This window comes from Aquirufa esocilacus (genome assembly GCF_042715595.1).
Classification (GTDB): domain Bacteria; phylum Bacteroidota; class Bacteroidia; order Cytophagales; family Spirosomataceae; genus Aquirufa; species Aquirufa esocilacus.
This window is the reverse complement of record NZ_JBBKXX010000001.1, coordinates 982,114-1,007,142: the sequence shown is the minus strand read 5'-3', so window position 1 is coordinate 1,007,142 and position 25,029 is coordinate 982,114. Positions and strand designations below refer to the sequence as shown.

Below are 25,029 nucleotides of genomic sequence, written 5' to 3'. Positions count from 1 at the left end.
TTATCGGATGCCGTGCATCATACGTTTAAGTGGACCATTCGCCAGGCCAAACAAAATTACAGAGGCAATTCCGGCCATTATTACAAATAAAATAAAAAAATCATAGAGGTTTTTGATCTCAAACCCTAAGAAACTAGGAAAGACCGTTTGGCCCGCCACTGCGGTGGCAGGGGGTAATAAAGTTCCTAATTTACCAGCTAGGGCAGAACCTGCACCAATAGCTAATAGCCACACCCCCATTAATAATGAGGAGAAACGCTTAGGAGCTAACTGTGAAACTAATGATAGTCCAATAGGTGAAAGACTCAATTCGCCCATTGTGTGAAATAAATACATGATGAATAACCAAATCACCCCTAATTTATCACCTCCCAAGTTGTTTACTTTCATTGCGATAATTAAATAACCAATAGATAATAAAAGCAGGCCGATAGCTTGTTTACTTGGTGAGTTCGGTTCAATACCTTTTTTGGCAAGTCGAATCCATAGCCAACTAAAAGGTAATACCAATAATATAATAAATATAGAACTAGCATTTTGTACTGAACTTGGTGGCAATTGAAAGCCAAGAAAGTTTAAATCAGTTTGTTTATCTGCAATGAAAGTTAAAGAAGATCCCGCCTGTTCATAGGCTGCCCAAAAGAAAATGACAAAAAATGCAATAATAAAGATGGCCATAATTCGATCTCTCTCAATTTTGGAAAGGTTTTTTTCGGTAATAATGAGAAATCCCAAACTAAAAAATGAGGAAAATATGACCGGATAAACCCAATCGTTTATCAAATTTGGTATTTCCTCTTTAAATAATTGATGAAAACCCAAGGTGAAAGTGACAAATAAAAGGATTGTGATTAGAATAAATTTTATGGAAAACTCTGCTTTTTCAGTTTCAGAAGCATCTTGTTTCATTTGCTTAAATGTAGGGGCTAATCCGATTTCTTGACCATCCTCTGATTTTAAAAAGATGCTTCTATAAATAACAAACGTAGTTGTACCGATAAGCATCGCAATACCAGAAGCTAAAAAGCCCCATTTGAATGATTCTGTCATCCGAACCCCATTTATAACGACATCACCTAACCAAGGACAAATTAACATACCTAGGGTTGCGCCTGTATTAATTCCCATATAAAATATGGAGAATGCGGCATCTAGGCGGCTATCCCCTTTGGCATACAACTGACCTACCATCGAAGAAATATTAGGTTTAAAGAAACCATTGCCTAAAATCACAAACAGCAAACCTCCATACATAAAATTAGTTGCTAAATTAATATCAAGCTTAAATGAACTTGCTGAACTAAATAATAATAGTTGCCCAAAAGCCATCGCAAAGCCACCTACAATGATGCTATTTCGGTTACCAATATACCGATCGGAGATGTAACCACCTAGCATAGGTGTTAATAGACTGAGGCCTAAAAATCCACCATATAAGATAGAGGAATTATATTGAGAAAAATCTAGCGCGTGTACTAAAAATAGCGATAGAAGAGCGCGCATCCCATAAAAGTTAAAACGTTCCCACATTTCTGTTGAAAACAAAAAATAAAGTCCTTTAGGGTGTGATGTACTGTTTGATGACATATAGGTTTGCTGAATTTTTGATGACAAGATACAAGAATGTAATTTAATTTCGAGATAGATGTGAAACCTTTTTTGTAATATTGTTAATTCATTTCGGTAAACATCCTATGGGCAAAACAATCGCAATTGCAAATCAAAAAGGGGGAGTAGGTAAAACAACGACGGCTATTAATTTAGCTGCCAGTTTAGCTGCTTTTGAATTCAAAACCTTGTTGATAGATGCGGATCCACAGGCTAATTCCACCTCAGGATTAGGGTTTAACCCGAAAGAAGTGAAGAACAGTATCTACGAATGTATGGTAGGTCTGTCTAGCGTACAAGAAAGTATTCTACCCACTGAAGTCCCTTTTTTAGACATCATTCCATCACATATCGATTTAGTAGGTGCGGAAATTGAAATGATTAATTTAAATAATCGAGAACGGAAGATGAAAGAAGCGTTAGAAGTGGTGAAAGATCAATATGATTTTATCATCATGGATTGTTCGCCGTCATTGGGGTTAATTACTATTAATAGCCTTACTGCGGCAGATTCTGTGATTATTCCCGTTCAATGTGAATATTATGCCTTAGAGGGTTTGGGTAAATTGTTAAATACAATTAAGATTATTCAATCTCGTTTAAATACGTCTTTGGTTATAGAGGGTATACTATTAACGATGTACGATTTACGTTTGCGCTTATCGAATCAGGTAGTAAATGAAGTGAATTCTCACTTTAAGAATATGGTTTTTGAAACGATTATTCCACGTAATATTCGTTTGTCAGAGTCGCCTAGTTTTGGTGTACCTGCTATTTTACATGATGCAGACAGTAAAGGGGCAATTAGTTATTTGAATTTGGCTAAAGAGATTATTCGTAAGAATGGTTTATTAGTGACCACGTAGGTTTTATCATATGAGTGCAAAGCAAGAAAACGCAAAGAAGAGAACGGGTTTAGGTCGTGGTTTAGGTGCCTTATTAGAGGATTCTGATGGAGGTGGCATACAGGCGCGTCATCCATCCGATTTCGCAGGGAGTTTGGAGGGGGTTAATCTGATGGATGAGATTGCCTTAGAATTGATCGAGACTAATCCATTTCAACCACGTGAATATTTTGCACCGGAGGCTTTACAAGAATTAGCAGAGTCTATCCGTGTGCAAGGTATTATTCAACCTATTACGGTTCGTAAGGTTTCTGCCAAAAAATACCAATTAATCTCAGGGGAACGTCGTTTTCAAGCTTCAAAAATTGCAGGCTTAAAGACGGTTCCAGCCTATGTTCGGACGGCTGACGATCAACAAATGATCGAAATGGCCTTGATCGAGAACATTCAAAGGGAGAACCTAAATGCCATCGAGATTGCCCTTTCCTACAAGCGATTGATGGAGGAGTGTGATTTGAAACAAGAGGATTTGGGTGCTCGAGTAGGTAAGAACCGTTCCACCGTGACGAATTACATGCGATTGTTGAAATTGCCGCCACACATTCAAGTGGCTATTCGTGATAATAAATTATCGATGGGTCACGCTCGTTGTTTAATTTCTTTAGAAGACACCGCTTTGCAGAATGCATTATTTCAAAAAGCGATCGCTGAAGATTGGTCCGTTCGGCGTCTGGAAGATGCTGTTCGCCAGTCTGGTACTATGGATACACCTGCGTCTGGAACAGCCTCGGTCAAGGTTTCAGCTCAGGAACTTCAAGCTTGGCAAGCAACCTTGAAATCATTTTTCAAAGCACCTGTTGCGTTGAAAATGAATGAAAAAGGAGAGGGGGAGATCAAGTTAAGCTTTAAGACGAAAGAGGAGCTTTTAACCATTCTTAACAAAGTTCAATAATGCACTTTCGGGTCATTCTTATAGTTTTGTTGCTACCTATTAGCTTAACAGCCGTGGATTTGAAAGACTCTGTGCAAGTAAAGCCAGTGGTTAAGCCCTATAAAATCATTCCGCGACAAGCCACATTGAAGTCATTAATGATCCCGGGGTGGGGCCAATTATATAACAGACAATATTGGAAATTGCCCTTGGTAGCTGGGGCATTTGTTTCATTAGGGATGATTGCAAATTGGAATCATGTGCGTTATTCGAAGTACAGAGAATTTTATTACCAAGTTTCTCCCCATGTCGATGACCCATCATACAAACCGCCTACCACGGTTGAAGTGCCATATGAAGATGGAACGATACGGGATTTAGATGTCAATCAGTTAAAGCGGTTGACAGACGGGTACCGAAGAAATAGGGATTATACCTACATTGGTATGGTTTTAGCGTGGACTTTAAATGTGGTAGATGCGAATGTGAGTGCTCATTTGAGAACATTTGATGTCTCAGATGATATTAGTTTGAAGGTAAAACCAACTGTGGATTATCAGCCTTTTTCTCAAAGTTTGGTATCTGGCATTACCTTATCATTTAATTTTAAATAAAGATGAAGATAGTTTTAATTGGTTATGGTAAAATGGGTAAAGAGATTGAGCGCTTGGCGTTAGGTCGTGGCCATTCGATTGTAGCTAAAATAGATGTAGATAATCAGGCTGATTTACAGGCCTTATCCTCTTCTGAGGTGGATGTTGCCATTGAATTCTCTAATCCAGCTTCTGCTTATTCCAATATACTAACCTGTATTGAAAAACAAATCCCCGTGGTTTGTGGAACGACGGGTTGGTTAGAGAAGAAATCAGAGGTGGAGTCTTTAACGAAAGAAAAGAATTCGACATTCTTTTATGCGTCTAACTATTCGATCGGGGTGAATTTGTTCTTTCGGTTAAATAAAATGTTAGCTCAATTGATGTCTCCACACCAGGAATATGACATCTACACAAATGAGATTCACCATTTGGAAAAGAAAGATTCACCTAGTGGAACTGCAATTACTATTGCAGAGGGCATTATTGATGCGTATGCTTCGAAAGATAACTGGGTGAATAATGAGATTCCGGCAGCGAATGAGGTGGCCATATGGTCTCAACGTGAATCCATTATTCCGGGCACGCATACGGTGAAGTATATTTCCAAAGTAGATCAAATTGAAATTACCCATGAGGCTTTTAGCCGCGAGGGATTTGCCTTAGGCGCTGTGATTGCAGCGGAATGGGTTCAAGATAAAAAAGGCGTTCTAGGTATGGACGATATGTTAAAATAAGATGAAGGAAACAAAAGAAACACCTAAAAAACAAAAATCGGCTTTCAGGGAATGGTTAGATTCTGTTGCATTCGCTGTTGTGGCTGCCACCTTAATTCGCTTTTTTATTTTTGAAGCATATACGATTCCTACTCCCTCCATGGAGGGTTCTTTAATGGTAGGGGACTTCTTATTCGTTAGTAAATTGCATTACGGGGTTCGTACGCCTAAGACACCTTTGCAATTACCATTAACGCACCAAAAAATTTGGTTTACGGATATTCCCTCCTATTTACGTTGGTTAGATTTACCTATTTTCCGTCTTCCGGGATTCTCGTCTGTCAAACAAGGGGATGCGGTTGTCTTTAATGTGCCTAATTTCGATGAAGATGGAGATGCACCGGTAGATTTGCGTACTTTTTATGTGAAACGTTGCGTGGCAACTCCCGGTGATGTGTTAGAGGTGCGTGATCAACAAGTGACTGTGAATGGAAAATCAATGGAAAATCCAGTCCGGATGCAGCATCCAATTTTCATGAAATCGAAAGAAAATTTAGATGAGAAATTTTTTGAAGAATACGGTATACGTAATTCCCCAGATGCCAGTTATGATTCTGCAGATTGGTTACCGTTAGCAGAACCTGATTCTCAAAATGTTTTATGGGGGTATAAAATGAATACTTCGAAAGCCATGATGGAGGAGATTCAAGCGTTGCCTTTTAAGAAAACGTTTGATACCAATTTATTCAAGGATCCTAAAGGGGTCACTTTTGTTGATATTTTCCCACACGATACAACCTTGTTTAAATGGAACCGAGATTTCTATGGTCCTTTAAAGGTGCCTGCGAAAGGTTTAACAGTTCCATTAACACCCGGAAATGTAGCTTTGTACGGAGAAGCGATTCAGAAATACGAGGGGAATAAGAATGTAGTCGTTAATGGTTATCAAATTACGATAGATGGTAAGGCAATTACGTCTTATACCTTTAAGCAGGATTATTATTTTATGATGGGGGATAATCGCCACAATTCGGCTGATTCTCGTTTCTGGGGATTCGTTCCGTCAGATCACATCGTAGGTAAGGCATTCTTTGTTTGGATGTCGTTAGATCCGAATAAGCCTTTATTCTCTTGGAACAAGATTCGTTGGAATCGACTTTTTAGATTTGTAGACTAATGAAAAAGGCAGCTCTCGAGCTGCCTTTTTTGATTATAAGACTTTCAGTACAAATCCTTTTAAGTAATTACTCTCAGGATGAAATAGATTAATAGGATGATCAGGTGACTGTGTCATTTGGTGAATCACCTGAATTTCTCGGCCTACTGCGATTCCTGCGGCCACGAGCATGTTGTAAAACAAATCGCGCGTAATGACTTGAGAGCAAGAATAAGTGAATAGTAAACCGTTTTTCTTTATTTTCTTTAAAGCTAATTCGTTAATTTTTTGGTAACCTTGAAGTGCCTTGTGTTTCGCATTCATTGATTTTGCAAAGGCAGGTGGATCTAAGACGATAATGTCGAATTCGTCTTCATTGGCCTTTAAATAGGGTAGGGTTTCGCCTACAATGGCTTCATGCTGCAAGTCTTTCATCTTGTTTAATTCGATGTTAGCGTTAACTAAATCGATGGCTTTAGCAGAGGCATCTAATGAAATAACGGAAGCTGCACCAGCTTCTAATGCATAGAGCGAGAATCCTCCTGAATAACAGAACGTATTCAGTACTGATTTGCCTTTAGCGTATTTAGCTAATAGGGCTCTGTTTTCACGTTGATCTATAAAGAAGCCCGTTTTTTGGCCAGTAATCCAGTTAATGGAGAAAGAGATTCCATTTTCTTTTACGGTATAGGGTACGGCTACCTCGCCAAAAACATAGCCATTTGTGCAATTTTGGGCATATTCAGTGGGCAATGTCTCCCGGCTTTTATCATAAATAGCCTTAATTTTCTTTCCTAAAACCTGTTTTATCGCTTCCACAATCTCATCACGATCGCGGTGCATACCGATAGTATGGGCTTGAAAAACCAGTACATCTTTGTAGAGGTCCATAATTAAACCTGGGCAGCCATCACCTTCTCCGTGAATGAGGCGAAAGGCATTGGTTTTTTCTAAAGGCAATAATGAGCGTAGATCCCACGCATTTTGAATGCGCTTCTCCCAAAACGTACTCTTCGATTCAATTTCTTGGAAAGAGATTATTTTTACGGCAATACTTCCATTGTGGTAATGACCGGTTCCTAAGAATTCGTCTCGTGAACTAAAGACGCTAACCCAGTCTCCATCTTGAAGATTGGGGCTTTGTTTTGCTATTGCTCCAGAAAATACCCAAGGGTGAAAACGTTTGACCGGTGCGTCTTTCCCCGGCTTCAATTGAATAAAAAGAGTGGATTTCATCCTGCAAAATTGCAAAATTTATTCGAAAGATGGTTGACCGGCGGAAAGCCAAGCCGAATACCACAAATCTCCTACGTGTTGTACGGCGGCTAAAAAACGAGATTCAATCTGTCTATTTAATGCCTTGTGGTACGCAAAGCTGTATTTTAGGCTCTGTGTTTTGATTAAAGCTTGGCCCTTTTGTTCAAAACTATATTTATCACCTTCTGGCAAGGAAGCGCTTACTTTAGAAGCCATTGAAAACAAGTGAGGCAATTGTTTGTGTGAAGCAAGTACCCAAGTCCAGGCGCTATATTGCACATCCCGAATGTAAGTTGCGGGACCACTAAATTGATCTAATTGGGTTCCTAAAATCTCTGGAATACGGGATTCCCAAAAACTATGCAGGCCACTTTGGCCTGTTTTTTGGCCATCATAATTCGAACTTGTATGCAAAGGGACATGTGAATCTGCCACGTAATGTCCTAATTCTGCGGATAACTTGATGATTTGAAGTGTATCCTTTTTTAAGAATGCCTGAACTAAACGTTGGTATACTATTGGAATGTGCCATGGGACGATGCCGTGTTTTTGAAGTGAATCTTCCGATTTTTTGCGTAGCATTTGTTCCCAGGAGCTAAAACTTACTTGATTCAGGTCGTATTGATCTAGATCGATATAATGCCTGGCTGCTTCGATATCCAATATATAACGTCTAGAATCAGGCAATACTGCTAGTTCTTGTAGTTCTTTTTGATGACGTCGGTAAAAAGAATATAGGGGAGGGGGAAGGGTATAGGTAGCCAGTAAATTTATTTTTCGATGACCAAAGAATCCCCAGGTTCCACCTGTTTCAGCTTGTGCTGTCAAAACACACAGAATAAACATATAAATTTTAAGGCAGTCCTTGTTATTTAATTTCATATTGGTTACTTTTGCATTTCAATTTTGTAAAAAGAGAATTTTATTTAACAGATGGCAAATCATAAATCAGCACTAAAGCGTATCCGTTCTAACGAAGCAAAGCGTTTACGTAATCGTTACCAACACAAATCAACTCGTACATTAATCAAGAAATTGAGATTGACGACTGATAAATCTGTGGTGGTTGAGCTTTTCAAGCAAGTTTCTTCTTCTTTGGATAAATTGGCTAAGAAAAACATCATCCACAAGAATAAAGCTGCGAATCAAAAATCTAAGTTAGCTAAGTTAGTGAACAAAGTAGCTGCTTAATAATTAGATAATCAAGATAGTGATAAACCCCTCCACAAGAGGGGTTTATTCGTTTATAAGGCATACCTTTCTGGAATGAAAACCGTCAGGAAAGAGGATATGCCTCGAGAAAAATTAGCTCGTCTAGGAGCAAGCGATATGTCGTTGGTCGAGATCTTGACCATTTTGATTGGTTCTGGATTTGCGGAACATTCAGCTGCGGATTTAGCGCAATTATTACTCAATGCCATTGATGGCGACCTTTGTTTACTTGCTCGTTATAATTATTACGATTTTAAAAAACTGAAAGGAATTGGACCGGCCAAAGGTGCCTTATTGGTAGCAGCCTTAGAATTAGGGCGTAGAAGACAGATTTTTGAATCAAGCTCTAAACAGGTTATTCGCAATTCAATCGATGCCTATAGTCTGATTAAACCCTATTTAGCAGATTTAATTCGGGAAGAGTTTTGGGTATTTCATCTTAACCGCGCCTCTACGGTTGTATTAGCAGAGAAATTAAGCATTGGTGGTGTAGCAGGAACTACAGTGGATATTCGCTTATTGTATAAATCTGCCTTGGAGCGATTAACATCATCGATTATTTTGGCTCATAATCATCCCAGTAATCAAATGCGACCAAGTCGATCGGATATTGAGTTAACTAAACAGGTTGTCAAAGCGGGGAGACTATTTGGTATTGATGTGGTAGATCACCTAATTGTGGGGGCGTCTAGCTTTTATAGTTTTGCTGACGAGGGGAAATTAAACTAAAAGAGAGAGGATTATTTTCCTCTCTCTTTATAGATCTTTTGAAGTTTAGCACCTACTACAATTGAAATTGCAAATAAGATGATAAAAAACGCTGCTCCTGAATATCCCATTGTATTATTGTTTAATGATGCAAATTTACAAATTATTTTAAAGAAGTCCTTTGGTACTAGGCAAAGAATCTAAATTTTTTCTATCGCGTTTTACGGCAATTTTGATAGCCTTAGCAAAGCCTTTAAAAATGGCTTCAATTTTGTGGTGCTCATTCTCCCCCGTAGCTTGAATGTTTAGATTGCATCTCGCTCCGTCCGAGAACGATTTGAAAAAGTGATAAAACATCTCAGTAGGCATCTCACCGATCATCTCACGTTTAAAAGTAGCTTCCCAAACTAACCAATTTCTACCAGAGAAATCAATAGCCACTTGCGCTAAGCAATCATCCATAGGTAATAAAAAGCCATAACGTTCTATGCCTTTCTTTGTCCCTAAAGCTAAAGAAAAAGCCTCACCTAGGGCGATACCTGTATCTTCAATGGTATGGTGTTCATCAATATGTAGGTCGCCATCCACTTTGACCGCTAAGTCGAGGTTTCCGTGTTTTGCGATTTGGTCTAACATATGATCAAAAAATCCTAGGCCTGTTTCATTCTTAGCTACTCCTTTGCCATCTAGATTCAAATCGATAGCGATTTTAGTCTCATGCGTGTTGCGCTCATGGAATACGCGTCTAGCTGGTAATAGAAAGAATTCGTGAATGTCAATCCAGTTTGCACACTGCAACGCCGTGTATGGCTGTAATTCAACAGGAATTTCAAGGTCACCTATTAAAATACTTTTGGCCCCTAAATTTTTTGCTAATTCAATATCTGTTATACGGTCACCGATGACATAGGAGTTTGCCAAATCATAATCGTTCGTGAAATATTCGCCTAATAGACCGATACCTGGTTTACGTGTTGATTTATTTTCGTGAGCAAAACTACGGTCTATGTGAATTTGCTGGAAGATGATTCCCTCTGATGCAAAGATGTCTAGCATTTTTTGGTGTGCTGGCCAAAAGGTTTCTTCCGGGAAAGAATCCGTCCCTAAGCCGTCTTGGTTAGTCACCATCACTAATTCGTAGTCAGCTATGGTAGCTATTTTCTTTAGATTTGAGATGACCCCAGGCAAGAAAGCAAGCTTTTCAAAGCTATCTACTTGTTGGTCAATTTTAGGTTCCTCAATTAAAGTCCCATCTCTGTCAATAAATAACACCTTTTTCATCTTACAAAGGTAAGCAAATAAAAAAAATAAGGTAATTTTGTTCTAGAAATAATCCATATGAGCCAGGTATTTACATTAATTACTCCCGAAGAAAAAGCGTTTTTTGCCAAACGTCTAGCAGATCTTTGCACAGAGAAGCAAGAGAAAGTGTTGGAATTAATTCCAGCCTTTGAAGCAGTTGTTTTAGGGAGTGTATTAAAGTTATTCCGTAATCGTATTCGGTTCAATGCTTTGTATAATTTCACGTTAGCAAAATCTGCTCCTCAGGAAGACGTGGCTAAGTTACTGAGTTCTGGTATGGGGATGCCGGATTATGAGGCGATGTATCGTTTTGGTGAAGGAATGATGGGTATCCTATTACCGGATAAGAAAAGTGCGATTGCGACTTTATTAGGAGGTCAATTAGGGGCCAAAAGTTCCACCATCATCAAAGGCTTAACTTTGAGTTATGCCTTGTACGGGTACCGCCTGAAAGAATATGATTACGATGCATTGCGGGATTATAAGTCTTTTGGAGAGTATTATCAACCTGCTACATCCGATTTCTATGCCTTGACACCGGCTAAATTACAAGTGGCATTAATTGATATTTTGGTGTTAAATGATGTATTGAAAGGGGATTCATTTGTTTTTGACGAGCCTTTCGTGGCAGCTGATGATCGTCCTGCGCGTAATTATAAGTTAATTGCTAGCGTAATCGCAGGTATCGTTGTGGTGGCAATCGGTTTGTTTTTTATCTTACGTAATAGTGGCTCAGAAGAGGTTGTGGTAAAAGAGGACGCCGATCAAATTATCCCAATCGATAGTTTAAATAAATTAAACGATAGTTTAACAAAAGCGGTGGTTGATTCTGCCAAGGTATCAAATGATTCCTTAGTTTCCTTATCCTGGCCAGAGGGTAAGCCTTTTCAGGTACCTAAAGGATCAATAGTGGTGGCATTTCATGCCTATCTGTCAGATTCTACGGTGGTCACGCCTTTGGACTTGACCTGTACGGAGCTTGATTTTAGTGATAAAACAGAGTTGTTAGCTTCCCCTAAAACGTACCTATTTAAGCAAATTGCCGCCGGTATGAATAAATTTAAGGAGGTAGATTTGCAAGTACAAGTTTCGTCTGCAAAAGGAGGGACAGTAGCCAAAGAACACGCTTACGTGTTAAAGAATCGCTTAGTAGGTGAGGGCTTAAATCAGAAGCGAATCACCGTAGCTACTTTGCCTAATTCCTCGAATAATCAAATCATTTTCAGCTTTAAGAAGCGTTCCTCATTAAAATAGTACAATTTTATTGGATGCTACTTTAATAAAGAGTACTTTTGTGCTTTGTTTATTAAATACATCCGCAGGAACTCTCTTTTTTCCTTTATTCAAAGGCTATCGGCAGGAGTTAAATTACGGATGTGTTCGGGCATCGTAATTAAATATATCAAATGAGTGAAAAAATTCGCTTCGATTCGCTTCCATTGTCGGAAGGAATCCAAGAAGCAGTAAAAGAAATGGGCTTTGAGTTTGCTTCTCCCATCCAATCAGAAGCAATTCCTTTCGTCATGGAAGGTCGTGATGTCATCGGTCAAGCGCAGACAGGTACTGGTAAAACAGCCGCGTTCGGTATTCCGATGATTGAGCATATTGTTCCTTTTGAGAAGTATGTTCAAGCAATCATCTTATGTCCTACGCGTGAATTAGCGGTTCAAGTTTCTGAGGAAATGAAGAAGTTGTCTAAGTTTACTAAAGGAGTTTGGGTGACGACGGTATATGGAGGAGATTCCATCGATCGTCAAATCAAGTCCTTGAAAGCAGGGGCTAACATTGTGGTGGGAACACCGGGTCGTGTCATCGACTTAATCGAGCGTCGTGCGTTGAAATTAAATCAAGCTTCGATGATCGTTTTAGATGAGGCGGATGAAATGTTAGATATGGGTTTCCGTGAGGATATCGAAAGTATTTTGGAAGAAATTCCAAATGAGCGTCAAACAGTCTTGTTCTCAGCGACAATGTCTAAGCCGATTATGGCCTTGACAAACCGTTATTTAACTAACCCTAAGTTAGTGAAGGTGGTTAAGAACGAAATCACGAACGTGAACATCGAGCAATTATACTACGATGTGAAAGGACGTGCTAAGATGGAAGTGACGACTCGTTTGATCGACTTCTATTCGTTGAAATTAGTCTTGATTTTCTGTAACCAAAAGAAACGTGTGGACGAAGTAGTGGAAGAATTGATGTTGCGTGGATACGCGGCTGAAGGTCTTCACGGTGACTTACGTCAATCACAACGTACCCAAGTAATGAATCGTTTCCGTGGTGGAAATGTAAGTTTCTTAGTGGCGACGGATGTGGCGGCACGTGGTTTGGACGTAGATAATGTGGATGCTGTAATCAATTACGATATTCCATTAGATGAAGAATATTACGTACACCGTATCGGACGTACAGGTCGTGCTGGCAAGTCTGGTAAGGCATTTACGTTAGTAGTAGGAGCTGAGCGCAATCGTTTGCGTGATATCATGAATTATACGAAAGTAAAGATTGATAAAGGAGTGATTCCTACTTTCTCTGACGTAGTAGGTGTGAAAAAGGGTATGTTTATTGATCGGGTAGGTGCTACAATCGCTGAAGGCGGTCTAGAGTTATTCGATGATGCTTTACCTAATTTCCAACATGCTGGTTTCACTGTGGAGCAAGTAGTGGCTGCGTTAGTGAAGATGAACATGGGTGTCGTGAAGAACGAATTCGGAGATGAAAATCTCGAAGGCGATATGGAACGTAGCTCACGTAAATATGGTCGCGATGAACGCGGTGGCGGTGGTCGTTTCGAAAGAGGCGGTGGCGGTGATCGTTGGGGCGGTGGCGATCGTGGCGGTGATCGTCGCGGTGCTGGCCGTTTTGAAAGAGGTGGAGATCGTGGTGGAGACCGCGGTGGTCGTTTCGAAAGAGGCGGTGATCGTAACTCAGCTCCACGTGGTCCTCGTGTGGATCGCGATGGTAAGCCTTACAAATCAGATGAAAATATGGTACGTCTAGTGGTGAACATTGGATTTAACGAAAAAATCTCTCCATCGAACATCGTGGGAGCTTTTGCTGGAGAATCAGGTATACCAGGAAACGTATTAGGTCAAATTCAAATCGAGAACAAACACACGTTTGTGGATGTACCGAAAGAATATGCGAATGTCGTATTAGACAAAATGAGCGGCGCCCAAATCAAGGGTAAGCGAGTGAATGTCGATATTGCGAAAGCAGACAAATAATCAAAAGGGGCTCAATTTGAGCCCCTTTTTTTAGGCCATTTTGCGTAAATAGAAATGCTGTTTAGGGCATATGGGTTTAAAGAATAGGAGCCCTAAGTCAAATAGATCAACCGTCTGAATCACCGCTTCATGTGAGTACATGGCATACCAATTCTCTTCTATTGCATGTGGATTTTTAACGACGATTACCGTGTTTTGGGATATTTGTGCTGGATCCATTGTTTGTTCCATTTCTATAATAGCACAATCTGAATAGTGATGCCTTAGTCCCTCTATTAATTGAGGATAAGTTAGTTGCCCTTTTAAATAGGGATTTAGTACTTCACAATACAAAGTATAGATGGATGGAGAGTGTAATCCGTGTGCTGTTTGCGCCTTAAAGTAAAATTGTAGCCGATTCATTAATTCAAATGGTAGGCAGGGATGAGTTCAAAGGCGGGAATTTCTACTTTGAAAGTAGACTGGTCTTCTAAATTTAAAAATACATAGTGACCACTCATCTTACCGATAGAAGAGATTAATGGGCATCCTGAAGTATAAGTAAAAGAATTTCCTGACTCAATAATGGGCTGTTGACCCACAACGCCTAATCCATTAACTGTTTCTTTCGACCCTATTCCATCTACAATCTCCCAATATCGACTCACCAATTGTCCCGGTTGATTACTTAGATTTTTGATTGTAATTTGGTAGGAGAAAAAATGCTTGTAAGGTGGATTTAGTTCAAATTCAGGTAGATGGGTTGTATCTACTGAAACCAAGTATCCGTTTGAATATGCTTCTGTCATCCTATGATTTGGAATAATGAATAATCTCTGTGTAAAATTAGCTGAAACTTTGAATAATGACTGGAAAATGGTGTTGAATTCGTCTATTTCTGCTCCTTATTTCCAAAAGTTAGGTGCATACCTCGAGATGGAATTAGAATCGCAGGTCGTTTATCCACCAATAAATCAGATTTTTGCCGCATTGCAATGCTGTAGTTTTGAGAGTACTAAAGTAGTTATTATTGGTCAAGACCCCTACCACGGTTTAGGTCAGGCTCAAGGTTTGTCTTTTTCTGTTCCTCCTGCATTCCCTTTACCACCTTCGCTGCGAAATATCTACAAAGAATTATATGACGATCTTAAAGTGATTCGAATGGATGGTGATTTAAAAGGCTGGTCTGCCCAAGGAATTCTACTACTGAATGCTGTTTTAACGGTTCGTTCAGGCGAACCCAATTCGCACGCGAAACAAGGATGGGAGGATTTTACACAAGAAGTGATCCAAAAATTAAGTAAGGAGAAACAGAACGTTGTTTTTGTTCTATGGGGTGCCTACGCCCAAAAGTTGTCTAAATTTATTGATCTCAAACGACACTTTATTATTGAAGCTTCGCACCCATCTCCATTATCAGCTAATCGAGGTGGTTTTTTTAAGACGAAGCCTTTTTCGAAGATTAATGAGTACCTGGTGGGGAGTGGTCAGACTCCGATTGATTGGGCAAGGTAGTCCGAAGGGAAATAGTCCGAAGTCAGGCGGGAAATCATTTTCCAATCTTTACTATCTTAATCTTTTAACTCTTTTCCTCCGGACTCATTTCCTCCGGACTTCTATACTCTCTTCAACTGACTCGGAAAGTACACATACTGGTTCGCAAATTCCTTTTGGAAAAAACCTGACACAATTCCCTCAATAAATTCTTGATGAGCCTCTTCAAATTTAGGTAGCCAGCATTGTAAGGAATAGCCATTTGAATCGGGTTCTTGGTGTGAACTTATTTCGAACAAATGGATTTGGTCGATGAAAACTTGTTTCTCAATTTCTGGTATAATAACTGTTTTCAAGGCCTTTAGAGCGGATTCTGTAATGCTGGGCTCAATGAAAAGGGAGATGTTGTATTGGATCATTTTAGTGCGTTGAATAAAATTTCTGCCGTGTGGTAACCTGTTTGTTCGATACCATCTTTGATTTGGTGTCTACAGGATGTTCCGTTAGTGGCAATGATACTTTTAATGGGCTTGTTTAACAAACGAGGGAATAATACTAGGTTAGCTATTTGTTGAGATAACTTATAATGTTTCTTTTCATAGCCAAAAGAACCAGCCATTCCACAGCATCCCGTAGGTAATAATTCTACTTCGTATTGAGCTGGAATGGTTAGGGCAATTCGGGTGGAGGTAAGTCCGGCGATTGATTTTTGGTGGCAATGGCCATGTAGCATTATTTTCTGTTGCTTTCCGTGAAATGATGCGGCTGAAATTTTACCGGCCTTAAATTCGCGCGCGATAAATTCATCAATTAACAGACAATTGGGCTTTAATTTAGTGGCCTTATCTCTTTTTTCGGGATCAACTAGTGCAGGGATTTCATCTCGAAAAGTTAATAATGCGCTAGGTTCAATTCCCACTAAGGGATGTTCTATTGAAATGAGGTCACCTAATTGATCGACGCTTGTGTTTGCTAAGGCTTTGGCCTCTACTAACATCCCTTTGGAAATAAAACTACGGCCAGTCACAATACCTGTAGGTATCACTACCCCATAACCTAATTGATTTAATAATTTAACCGTCTTTTGGCCTAGTGGAACCTCATTGTGATTCGTGAATTCATCGGCTAAAAGATAGACATATCCATTTTCAAAAACCTCTTGTGGATTTTTCTTTGCATAGCGTTCAAACCATTTTTCTAAACTGGTGAATTGCACCGTAGGCAAACTTCGCTCGATGGAAAAGCCCATCGCAAGTTTAACAAGAGAGGATGTTAATGGAAATTCGACGATAAAATTATACAAAGGTGCCACGTAACTTACATAACGTTGTAGGGTAGGGAAGTGACCTATTAATTTCGTACGCAATGGAACGCCAGTTTTCAGATAAGACTGTTGCATCGTTTCCGCTTTCAACTTACCCATATCAACGCCGGATGGGCATTCGGTTTGGCAACCTTTGCAGGATAAACATAAATCTAATATCTCATGCAGCGCTGGATTGCTAAATGTTTCTTCCTGAGGTGAACTTAATAATTGACGAAGCATATTAGCTCTCGCTCGCGTCGAATCCTTTTCTTGTAAACTTGCCATATAGCTTGGGCACATGGTGCCACCACTCAAGGCTGTTTTTTTGCAATCGCCTGAACCTGAGCATTTCTCAGCTAGACCGAGTGGATTTTTCCAAACCCCATAATCGAAGAAATAAGTTGGTTCAGCCGCTTTCTTTTGAGTAAATCGAAACGCGGTATCCATGGCGGGACTGTCTGTTATTTTACCTGGATTGAAGATATTATTTGGATCAAATACGTGCTTAATCTCTTTGAAAAAACGATACACTTCTTTCCCCATCAGGGCGGGAATAAATTCTCCGCGAAGACGTCCATCTCCATGTTCTCCACTTAAGGATCCCTGATATTTTTTTAGAATTTCTACAGTTTCAGTTAATAATTGGCGGAAAATGAAAATTCCGTCTTCGCTCTTTAAATTTATAAAAGGCTCTATATGTAATTCTCCTGCTCCAGCGTGTGCATAATAAGCCGCTTTGATTTTGTGTTTGATAAGCAAAGCTTGAATTTCAGCCACATATGCCGGTAAATCCAAAGGGTCTACAGCACAATCTTCGATTAAATTTACGGGCTGAGTATCTCCCTGTAGGTTTCTGATTAATCCAAGACCGGCTTTTCTGATGTCCCAACCTTTGGCAATATCAGCACCATACAAAGTAGGATAAGCATAGCCTAATTTTTGCGCTTGCATCTGTTTAATAAAAGCTGACACTTGCTTATCTAAATCTGCTCGGTTCGAAGAGCGAAATTCCACCATTAAAATAGCGGCTGGCTTCCCATCAATAAAATCACGGTCTTTTTCGAAATTAGGATGCCCCTCGGTGAAAGAAAGTATATAGTCGTCTACTAATTCTGAAGCCAAAATGGGATGCTTGAGTGCCTCAATATTTACTTGCAGTGATTCTTGTAAGCTATGGCAGTGAATACAAACTAAAGCCACTTCTGGCTCAGGTAGATCCAATAAATTCAATTTCATGGCATGAACCACGGCTAAAGTTCCCTCTGATCCAGCTAATAACTTGGATAGATTGAACGGCTCTCCGTCTGGAGTAAATGGCTGCATATCTACTAAGGCATCCAGGGCATAACCTGTATTTCTGCGCTTTATGGACTTTTTGGGAAATTTGGTTCGAATGAAAGACTGAACCTCTGGGTTATTCAACATCCGGTGAATCTCCCGGTAAATCTTGCCCTCTAAGTTTTGTAGCGTTGTCTTATGGTAAAATTCCTCTCGCGTCAAAGGATGTGTATGAATCTCCGTTCCATCGGATAGAAATGCACGTGTTTCCACTATATGATCGCGCACATTTCCCCAAACAATGCTATGAAGTCCACAACTATTATTACCTAGCATTCCACCTAATAAGGCCCGATTTGCTGTGGAGGTTTCAGGTCCAAAAAACAAATTAGCTGACGCTAGATGCTTATTTAAATCATCTCGAACGATACCTGGCTCAATCCAAACGGATTTCTCTTTCCGATTAAGGGAAATGACTTTCCCCATGGCAGCTGAGATTTCCATCACAATCCCATCGCCTACTACTTGACCTGCGAGAGAAGTGCCTGCAGCCCTTGGAATTAATCCTGTTTTAGCTTGATTAGCAAATTGTATCAGCCTTTTAATGTCTTTTACCGTAGCTGGAATGGCGACTGCCGCTGGTTTAACTTGGTAAACAGAGGCATCAGTAGCGTATATACGTTTAGCAATTTGCGAGGATTGGCTCTCATCAAAAAACAGTTGACCTTCAAAATGGTCTTTCAATAAACGTACTTCGTAATTGCTCCAGCTCATAATTCCAAAAGGAAAAGTGAATTTACAAAATCCAATCTTAAGGTCATATTGCCATTTAAAGTTTATACACTCTGTTCATAAAAAGGAAGCGTATTTCTAGGGATTAATTTTCTAAATTTGAATTCTAGCAAAATCTTATGAAGTTTTTAATTCAAGTTTACGAGAGTTTAATTTTTGCCTACCAGGCATTACGTTCGAATTTAATGCGCACCACTTTATCGTTATTGGGTGTTAGTGTAGGGATTTTTGCCATTGTAGCTGTATTTACGGCTGTCGATTCCCTAAATAAGAATATTCGTTCTGAGATTGATTCTTTTGCTGGCTCTGGCGTTTTGTACGTTGGTAAATGGCCTTGGATTATGCAGAATAACTATCCGTGGTGGAAATATTTGAATCGCCCGGAAATGAAATATTCAGAATTTCAATTCTTAAAAGATAATCTGAAGTCTGCAAAAGCTATTGCCATTATTGATAATGGTCGTTCTGCTTCAGCTGCACGAGGTAGTTCTAGTATGGATGTGAATATGACAGGGGCTAGTTATGATTATAATCAAATTACGAGCGTTCCTGTGCAGTTTGGTCGTTATTTTTTACCAATTGAGTCAGAAAATGCTTTGAATGTTGTTATTATAGGGTCTAAAGTAGCTGAAAACCTGCAAGCTACTATTGGAGATCAAATCAAGTTGAATGGAATTAAATTTCAAGTAATAGGTATCATTGAGAAGAAAGGAAATGATATGTTGGGTTTTGGAGGGACACCGGATGAAAAGGTATTCATTCCCTATTCAACATTTTCAGCTGTTTTTCAAAAAGACAAACCAGCGCCTGATATCGCTATTAAAGCGATGGACGATGATGTAGGTCAAGAGAATTTAGAGGGAGAAGTAACAGGTCTTATGCGTTCTTTACGTTCCATTAAGCCGAAACAAGAAAGTAATTTTGCGGTAAATCGTTTAGACGGGTTAAATCAATTCTTTGATGGAATCTTTGCTGCATTGAACGTTGCTGGGGCATTAATTGCCGGTTTCTCTTTATTAGTGGGAGGGTTTGGTATTGCCAATATAATGTTTGTTTCCGTGAAAGAACGCACTAATATTATCGGTATCCAAAAATCGCTAGGTGCTAAGAACTATTTTATACTATTCCAGTTTCTTTTTGAAGCAGTATTCTTGAGTTTGATTGGTGGTTTAGTAGGAATTGGTCTAGTCGTCTTACTAACCTTGATACCGCAGGATGCTTTGCCATTGGTGCTTTCTATGAAGAATATCGTGACTGGGCTGTTTATTTCGAGCTTTATTGGGATTCTTTCCGGTATTATCCCTGCTTGGGTGGCCGCTAAGATGGACCCAGTGATCGCGATTCGATCAAAATAACTATTCACTGCCGACTGTCCACTGTTAGTATATGCCATAAAAAAGCCTCTCCTAATTGAATAGGAGAGGCTTTTTAAATTGAAGTAATTACAAAGATAAGGTATCTAATACCGAGTTCATATTACGAACCGCATCAGCTGATTTATTGAATGCAGCTTGCTCGTCTTTAGTTAATTTGTAATCTACGATTTTCTCCCAACCATTCTTGCCTAAAACGACAGGAACGCCTAGGCAGATATCTTTTTGGCCATATTCTCCATCAAGTGATACGCAACATGCCATGATTTTCTTCTCATCACGAACGATTGCTTCTACTAAAGCGGCTCCAGCAGCTCCTGGTGCGTACCATGCAGATGTTCCTAATAAGCCTGTTAAAGTAGCTCCACCTACCATCGTATCAGCCACCACTTTATCTAAAGTTGTATCATCTAAGAATTGAGAAACCGGAACACCGTTATAAGTTGCTAAACGCTTCAATGGAATCATCGTTGTATCACCGTGACCACCGATAACAGTGCCGGAGATATCATTGATAGACACATCCATTGCTTTTGCTAAATAGCATTTGAACCGGGCTGAGTCTAAGGTTCCACCCATACCGATGATTCGGTGCTTGTCTAATCCAGCTACAGATTTAGCTAAATATGTCATCGTATCCATCGGGTTAGAGATGATGACGATAATTGGGTTTTTCGAATATTTTAAGATGTTTTCTACCACACTTTTCACGATTCCAGCGTTCACCCCGATCAACTCTTCACGAGTCATACCTGGTTTACGAGGAAGTCCTGAAGTAATTACCACTACATCTGAGTTAGCTGTCTTTGTGTAATCATTCGTAGAACCGATTAAGGTTGTATCAAAACCTAACAAGCTAGCTGTTTGATACATATCTAACGTTTTACCTTCTGCGATACCCTCTTTGATATCTAATAAAACTAATTCATCTGCCAATTCTTTTCTGGCAATGTTGTCAGCACAAGTTGCTCCTACAGCACCTGCTCCTACTACTGTGATTTTCATTGTTATAATTTTTGGTAAGAATGATTCAAAAAACGATACAAAAATACGACAAATCCTTAAATGATTTCATTATATTTAAGCATTAATCGAAATTATTATGTCACATTCAAGGACTTGGGTAAAGCGTATTGTGGACTCGCCTTTTTTCAAGGAAGCAATGGAAAAGAGCACCTTACTCTTTAATCAAAATCAAGTAGGACTTTTGACCTTGATAAAAGGAGCTTTGCAAAAGGTTCAAGAAACAGCTGCCACAAACAATTTAACTGTGGTGAAGTTGTTGAATCGCTATATTGTCTTGTTTAGCGAGTTAATTAAGTCCTATGTGCAAGGATCTTATACTAAACTACCGCTGGTTACGTTAGTTAAAATCACGGCAGCTCTACTTTACTTTGTGATGCCGTTTGACTTTATTCCTGACTTTTTGCCATTTGTTGGATTTGCGGATGATTTGGCGATTGTAGTTTGGGTGGGAAAGGCCATCAAAGAGGAGTTAGATGAGTTTGAAAAACATCTTTAAATACACGAATAATTAACCTTTTTTAAATATATTTACGAAAATTTAGACAAAACACGATATGATGACTGCAAGCATATTTTTATTTTTAAATGGCCTAGGTGGCGGTGAAATGCTATTTATTGGTCTATTGATTTTATTATTTTTTGGAGGAAAGAAACTTCCAGAATTAATGAAAGGCTTAGGAAAAGGTATTCGCGAGTTTCAAAACGCGAAGAATGATGTAAAAGATCAAATCAATAAAGAATTAGAAGAAACGAAAGAGTAATCTCTTTCTACTACCTTATATCTGCATAGTTGAAGAAATTCAACTATGCTTTTGTGTTTATACAGATTCCCCTTATTTAATGAGTTATAAAAGTCAGCCCTATGCGAAGATCAGGGAGAAATTGTTAGCTGGTAAGCTTTCTGTTTCTGCTATTGTCGAAAGCCATTTAGATCAGATACATGCTCATAATGAAGTATTAAATGCTTTTTTGGAGGTTTATGAGGATGAGGCTATAGCGCAAGCTTTGCGGGTTGATGCTAAAATTAAAGCTGGGTCGGCTGGTAAATTAGCCGGATTAGTGGTCGGAATTAAAGACTTACTTTGCTATAAGGGGCATCATTCTTATGCGGGTAGCAAAATCTTAGAGTCGTTTACATCTACTTTTTCTGCGACTGCTGTGCAGCGATTGCTAGACGAAGATGCGATTATCATTGGTCGCCAAAACTGTGATGAGTTTGGGATGGGGAGTACGAATGAAAATTCTGCTTACGGCCCTGTTTTGAATTTTGCAAATCATGCTTATGTGGCGGGTGGAAGTTCTGGCGGTTCAGCAGTAGCCGTTCAGGCAGGAATGTGTCAAGTTTCACTAGGAACGGATACAGGCGGATCGATTCGTATGCCAGCGGCATTTTGTGGTGTGATTGGATTGAAACCCACATATGGTTTAGTTTCTAGATGGGGATTAATATCTTATGCGTCCTCTTTTGATACTATTGGGCCGATTGCCTCCCATGTTTCGGATGCTCGCCTAGTATTAGATATGATTAAAGGGGATGACGGTCAAGATAGTACCTTGACATCAAGCGTTCCTCCACCTATTTCAGATAATAGACGTATTGCCTATATTAAAGAAGTGGTGGAGCACTCAAGTCTTCAACCCGAGATTAAGGCTGCTTTTGAAGAAAAAGTAGCGAAGTTGAGGGAATTAGGATATACCGTTGATGGTGTAGGTTTTCCCTATATTGATCATTTATTGCCGACTTATTATGTGTTGACGACAGCGGAGTCAAGTTCGAATTTAGCCCGTTTTGATGGAGTTAAATATGGTCATCGGACGAGTAATCCAACTGATTTAATTCAATTGTACAAACGTACACGTCAAGAAGGTTTTGGTGAGGAGGTTCAAAGGCGTATTATGCTGGGCACTTTTGTGTTAAGTGCAGATTATTATGATGCCTATTATACGAAAGCTCAGAAAGTGCGACGCTTGATTCAAGATAAAACACTGGCTATCTTGTCGGATTATGATTTTATTATTTCCCCTACCACATCTACAACCGCCTATCGTTTAGGAGAAAAGACACTTGACCCCATTCAAATGTATTTAGGTGATTTATTTACAGTTCAAGCGAATGTAGCAGGTATACCCGGATTATCTATTCCTATGGGGTTAGATTCTGCTGGTCTACCGATGGGTTTTCAATTAATGACAGGCCCATTTCAAGAGGCTAAAATGCTTGATTTGGGTGAAAAATTAACTGCTTATGAGGCTTAAAATTCTGTTTTTCTTTTTTTTCTTAGGTTCCTTGGTAACTCAGGGGCAAATTACTGGGGCTTACCAGCCGGCTTATGATTTTAAGCAGATAGATTCTATCGCTAAAGTTGGGCAAAGTAATACCAATGGAATGTTGATTGATCCTAGTCTAATTAGAGATAGATTAACAAAGTTGGAGAATGAAATTCCGCTCAATTATAATTTTGTCACACATCAATTTGTAGAAATCTTTGCTTTCCGTAAAGCTAGTTTTACCAAAAAAATGTTGGAAAGAAAGGATGTTTATTTTCCACTATATGAAAAATATTTAAAGAAATATGGTCTTCCAGATGAATTAAAGTATTTATCATTAATTGAATCTGGTTTAGAAAATAAAGCAAAATCAAATAAGGGTGCAGGTGGTTTATGGCAGTTTATGCCTTACACAGCTCGTGATGGCTTTGGCTTAAGAGTGGATCAATATATTGATGAACGATATGACGCAGAACTGGCTACTGATGCGGCTTGCCGGTATTTAAAGCAATTGTACACCACTTTTGGGGATTGGCATTTAGCTTTAGCAGCCTATAATACAGGACCTGGGAATCTTAAAAGAGCTATCCGCAAGTGTGGTGCAAGTGATTTTTGGGGAATATATGCTTGTTTACCTAAAGAGACTAGAGCTTATGTTCCTCAATTTATTGCGATGACCTATATGATGAATTATCATTGGGATCATTCTATACAGCCTGAAAACTGGGTAATTGATATACCTAAGGACAGTATTATGGTGAGTGGGTATTTAAATTTGTCGATTTTGACCAAATTAACAGGTTTCTCATTAGATACGTTAAAAAAGCTTAATCCGCATATTCTGAGTCATTTTTTGCCTAAAAATACCCAAAACATTAAGCTTCATATTCCCAAAAGTAAGTTTGATTACTTTTCACAAAACAGGGTCAAAATTTTAGATTCGGCCCGATATGATGCGAAAGGAAAAGTTCAGGAGTTAGAAGATGATTCAGACTCTACTGAAGTAGATGAGGAGGAGGAATTTGACGCAAGCCCAAGTTATACATCTAAACGATTTTCCTACAAAGTTCGAAGCGGTGAAAATTTAACGAGGGTAGCCAAGAAATTAGGACTGACTGTTTCAGCACTCAAAAAGACGAATCGAATTAAGGGAAGTAAGCTACGTAAAGGGCAAATTTTATATTATTATAAATCTGTTTCCACGAAGTCTTCATACAGAAAAAGTTCGTCAAAACGTAGTAAGCAGTCAAGTCGACGTAAGCATTCTAAAAAGAAAAAGTCGTCTAAGAAAAAGAGTAAATCAAAAAAACGCCGTAAACGCAGATAATCATGATAGCCTATTTGAAAGGAAAATTAGCCCACAAAGACCGTGCGCATGTAATTATTGATGTGAATGGGATAGGGTATGAAGTGAAGATATCGTTGCAAACTTACGGTGCTTTATCAGATGGTGAAGAAAGTTGTAAACTCTTTACTCATTTGCAGGTGAAAGAGGACTCTCATACGTTAGTGGGTTTCCATTCGATGGATGAAAAATTGTTATTTCTTGATTTGATATCGGTTTCAGGTATCGGATTAAGTACCGCGTTAGTGATGTTGTCATCGTTTTCTTCGAACGAAATTCGTTCGGCAATTATGAATGAAAATATTGCATTGATTCAATCGATTAAAGGAATTGGGTCTAAATCTGCACAACGCGTAATTCTTGAATTAAAAGATAAATGCAAGAAAGATGCTTTATTTGTGGAAGCTGGAATTGCTTCACATGATGCTAATTATGGAAATAAGCATGAAGCTTTGGCTGCATTAGTTACGTTAGGTATTCCTAGGACAGCCGCAGAAAAAAGTTTAGATACGATATTGAAATCGAATCCAGACGCAACGGTTGAAAATTTAATCAAATTAGCTTTGCGATAATTGAATCATTTCAGAAGACAAGTCTGTTTCCACTATAGGCT

At 39.1% G+C, this 25,029-nt stretch carries 25 protein-coding genes; 16 read left to right on the top strand and 9 right to left on the bottom strand.

Going from position 1 to position 25,029, the window contains the following annotated elements:
• Entirely contained in the window at positions 1-1,614 is a 1,614-nt protein-coding gene (locus tag SKC37_RS04435) for a peptide MFS transporter (protein WP_377980294.1), read from the bottom strand.
• Positions 1,615-1,694: 80 nt separating this feature from the next.
• Between SKC37_RS04435 and SKC37_RS04430 the strand changes: the two genes are divergently transcribed.
• From SKC37_RS04430 to lepB, 5 genes are read left to right on the top strand one after another with little or no spacing between them, the layout of a single operon-like run.
• Complete coding sequence (locus tag SKC37_RS04430; RefSeq protein WP_377980293.1) at positions 1,695-2,474, top strand: ParA family protein; 780 nt, start codon at positions 1,695-1,697, stop codon at positions 2,472-2,474.
• 10 nt (positions 2,475-2,484) lie between these two features.
• Positions 2,485-3,405, top strand: a complete 921-nt coding sequence (locus tag SKC37_RS04425; protein WP_377980292.1) for a ParB/RepB/Spo0J family partition protein — start codon at positions 2,485-2,487, stop codon at positions 3,403-3,405.
• A gap of 29 nt (positions 3,406-3,434) precedes the next feature.
• Entirely contained in the window at positions 3,435-3,998 is a 564-nt protein-coding gene (locus SKC37_RS04420; RefSeq protein WP_377980291.1) for a DUF5683 domain-containing protein, read from the top strand.
• Between the two features lie 2 nt (positions 3,999-4,000).
• Entirely contained in the window at positions 4,001-4,714 is a 714-nt protein-coding gene (dapB, locus tag SKC37_RS04415; protein WP_377980290.1) for a 4-hydroxy-tetrahydrodipicolinate reductase, read from the top strand.
• A gap of 1 nt (position 4,715) precedes the next feature.
• A complete protein-coding gene (gene lepB / locus SKC37_RS04410) occupies positions 4,716-5,870 on the top strand; it encodes a signal peptidase I (RefSeq protein WP_377980289.1) in 1,155 nt (384 codons plus the stop codon).
• A 33-nt stretch (positions 5,871-5,903) separates the two neighbouring features.
• Here the strand turns inward: lepB and SKC37_RS04405 are convergent, their stop codons facing one another.
• Both SKC37_RS04405 and SKC37_RS04400 read right to left on the bottom strand, forming a co-directional pair.
• The gene (locus tag SKC37_RS04405) at positions 5,904-7,085 is read right to left on the bottom strand and encodes a class I SAM-dependent rRNA methyltransferase (protein ID WP_377980288.1); all 1,182 of its coding nucleotides are present in this window, start codon (positions 7,083-7,085) and stop codon (positions 5,904-5,906) included.
• Positions 7,086-7,103: 18 nt separating this feature from the next.
• The gene (locus SKC37_RS04400; RefSeq protein WP_377980287.1) at positions 7,104-7,988 is read right to left on the bottom strand and encodes a zinc dependent phospholipase C family protein; all 885 of its coding nucleotides are present in this window, start codon (positions 7,986-7,988) and stop codon (positions 7,104-7,106) included.
• Between the two features lie 51 nt (positions 7,989-8,039).
• Between SKC37_RS04400 and rpsT the strand changes: the two genes are divergently transcribed.
• Complete coding sequence (rpsT, locus tag SKC37_RS04395; protein WP_223130782.1) at positions 8,040-8,297, top strand: 30S ribosomal protein S20; 258 nt, start codon at positions 8,040-8,042, stop codon at positions 8,295-8,297.
• A 75-nt stretch (positions 8,298-8,372) separates the two neighbouring features.
• On the top strand, positions 8,373-9,047 hold the full coding sequence (gene radC / locus SKC37_RS04390; RefSeq protein WP_377980286.1) for a RadC family protein: 675 nt from the start codon (positions 8,373-8,375) through the stop codon (positions 9,045-9,047).
• A gap of 147 nt (positions 9,048-9,194) precedes the next feature.
• Here the strand turns inward: radC and hisB are convergent, their stop codons facing one another.
• Positions 9,195-10,307 carry a bifunctional histidinol-phosphatase/imidazoleglycerol-phosphate dehydratase HisB gene (gene hisB, locus SKC37_RS04385; protein ID WP_377980285.1) on the bottom strand — a complete coding sequence of 371 codons (1,113 nt, stop codon included), beginning with the start codon at positions 10,305-10,307 and terminating at the stop codon, positions 9,195-9,197.
• Positions 10,308-10,364: 57 nt separating this feature from the next.
• Here hisB and SKC37_RS04380 point away from each other — a divergent pair, with 57 nt between their 5' ends.
• Complete coding sequence (locus SKC37_RS04380; protein ID WP_377980284.1) at positions 10,365-11,582, top strand: hypothetical protein; 1,218 nt, start codon at positions 10,365-10,367, stop codon at positions 11,580-11,582.
• 152 nt (positions 11,583-11,734) lie between these two features.
• The gene (locus SKC37_RS04375) at positions 11,735-13,555 is read left to right on the top strand and encodes a DEAD/DEAH box helicase (protein WP_377980283.1); all 1,821 of its coding nucleotides are present in this window, start codon (positions 11,735-11,737) and stop codon (positions 13,553-13,555) included.
• A 30-nt stretch (positions 13,556-13,585) separates the two neighbouring features.
• Here SKC37_RS04375 and SKC37_RS04370 read toward each other — a convergent pair whose 3' ends face one another.
• A complete protein-coding gene (locus SKC37_RS04370) occupies positions 13,586-13,957 on the bottom strand; it encodes a hypothetical protein (RefSeq protein ID WP_377980282.1) in 372 nt (123 codons plus the stop codon).
• A complete protein-coding gene (apaG, locus tag SKC37_RS04365; protein WP_377980281.1) occupies positions 13,957-14,343 on the bottom strand; it encodes a Co2+/Mg2+ efflux protein ApaG in 387 nt (128 codons plus the stop codon). Before apaG ends, SKC37_RS04370 begins: the two co-directional genes overlap by 1 nt.
• Before the next feature lie 16 nt (positions 14,344-14,359).
• Between apaG and SKC37_RS04360 the strand changes: the two genes are divergently transcribed.
• The gene (locus SKC37_RS04360; RefSeq protein WP_377980280.1) at positions 14,360-15,049 is read left to right on the top strand and encodes a uracil-DNA glycosylase; all 690 of its coding nucleotides are present in this window, start codon (positions 14,360-14,362) and stop codon (positions 15,047-15,049) included.
• A gap of 101 nt (positions 15,050-15,150) precedes the next feature.
• On the opposite strand, the gene SKC37_RS04355 is transcribed toward SKC37_RS04360, so the two are convergent.
• Both SKC37_RS04355 and SKC37_RS04350 read right to left on the bottom strand, forming a co-directional pair.
• Positions 15,151-15,447, bottom strand: coding sequence for a DUF4286 family protein (locus SKC37_RS04355; RefSeq protein ID WP_377980279.1), 297 nt, complete (start codon positions 15,445-15,447; stop codon positions 15,151-15,153).
• Positions 15,444-18,386 carry an FAD-binding and (Fe-S)-binding domain-containing protein gene (locus SKC37_RS04350; protein ID WP_377980278.1) on the bottom strand — a complete coding sequence of 981 codons (2,943 nt, stop codon included), beginning with the start codon at positions 18,384-18,386 and terminating at the stop codon, positions 15,444-15,446. The genes SKC37_RS04355 and SKC37_RS04350 overlap by 4 nt, the downstream gene beginning before the upstream one ends.
• 137 nt (positions 18,387-18,523) lie before the next feature.
• Here SKC37_RS04350 and SKC37_RS04345 point away from each other — a divergent pair, with 137 nt between their 5' ends.
• Positions 18,524-19,759, top strand: coding sequence for an ABC transporter permease (locus tag SKC37_RS04345; RefSeq protein ID WP_377980277.1), 1,236 nt, complete (start codon positions 18,524-18,526; stop codon positions 19,757-19,759).
• An 87-nt stretch (positions 19,760-19,846) separates the two neighbouring features.
• On the opposite strand, the gene mdh is transcribed toward SKC37_RS04345, so the two are convergent.
• Positions 19,847-20,782 carry a malate dehydrogenase gene (mdh, locus tag SKC37_RS04340; RefSeq protein WP_377980276.1) on the bottom strand — a complete coding sequence of 312 codons (936 nt, stop codon included), beginning with the start codon at positions 20,780-20,782 and terminating at the stop codon, positions 19,847-19,849.
• A 97-nt stretch (positions 20,783-20,879) separates the two neighbouring features.
• Here mdh and SKC37_RS04335 point away from each other — a divergent pair, with 97 nt between their 5' ends.
• The 5 genes from SKC37_RS04335 to ruvA all read left to right on the top strand — a co-directional run bounded on the left by SKC37_RS04335 (position 20,880) and on the right by ruvA (position 24,988).
• Positions 20,880-21,299 (top strand): YkvA family protein, encoded by a 420-nt coding sequence (locus tag SKC37_RS04335; RefSeq protein ID WP_377980275.1) that lies wholly within the window; start codon positions 20,880-20,882, stop codon positions 21,297-21,299.
• A gap of 58 nt (positions 21,300-21,357) precedes the next feature.
• On the top strand, positions 21,358-21,564 hold the full coding sequence (locus tag SKC37_RS04330) for a Sec-independent protein translocase subunit TatA/TatB (protein WP_377980274.1): 207 nt from the start codon (positions 21,358-21,360) through the stop codon (positions 21,562-21,564).
• 79 nt (positions 21,565-21,643) lie between these two features.
• The gene (gene gatA, locus SKC37_RS04325; protein ID WP_377980273.1) at positions 21,644-23,059 is read left to right on the top strand and encodes an Asp-tRNA(Asn)/Glu-tRNA(Gln) amidotransferase subunit GatA; all 1,416 of its coding nucleotides are present in this window, start codon (positions 21,644-21,646) and stop codon (positions 23,057-23,059) included.
• Complete coding sequence (locus SKC37_RS04320) at positions 23,049-24,398, top strand: lytic transglycosylase domain-containing protein (protein WP_377980272.1); 1,350 nt, start codon at positions 23,049-23,051, stop codon at positions 24,396-24,398. Before gatA ends, SKC37_RS04320 begins: the two co-directional genes overlap by 11 nt.
• Before the next feature lie 2 nt (positions 24,399-24,400).
• Positions 24,401-24,988: a Holliday junction branch migration protein RuvA gene (gene ruvA / locus SKC37_RS04315; RefSeq protein ID WP_377980271.1), complete on the top strand. Its 588-nt coding sequence runs from the start codon at positions 24,401-24,403 to the stop codon at positions 24,986-24,988.
• Positions 24,989-25,029: the final 41 nt, after the last annotated feature.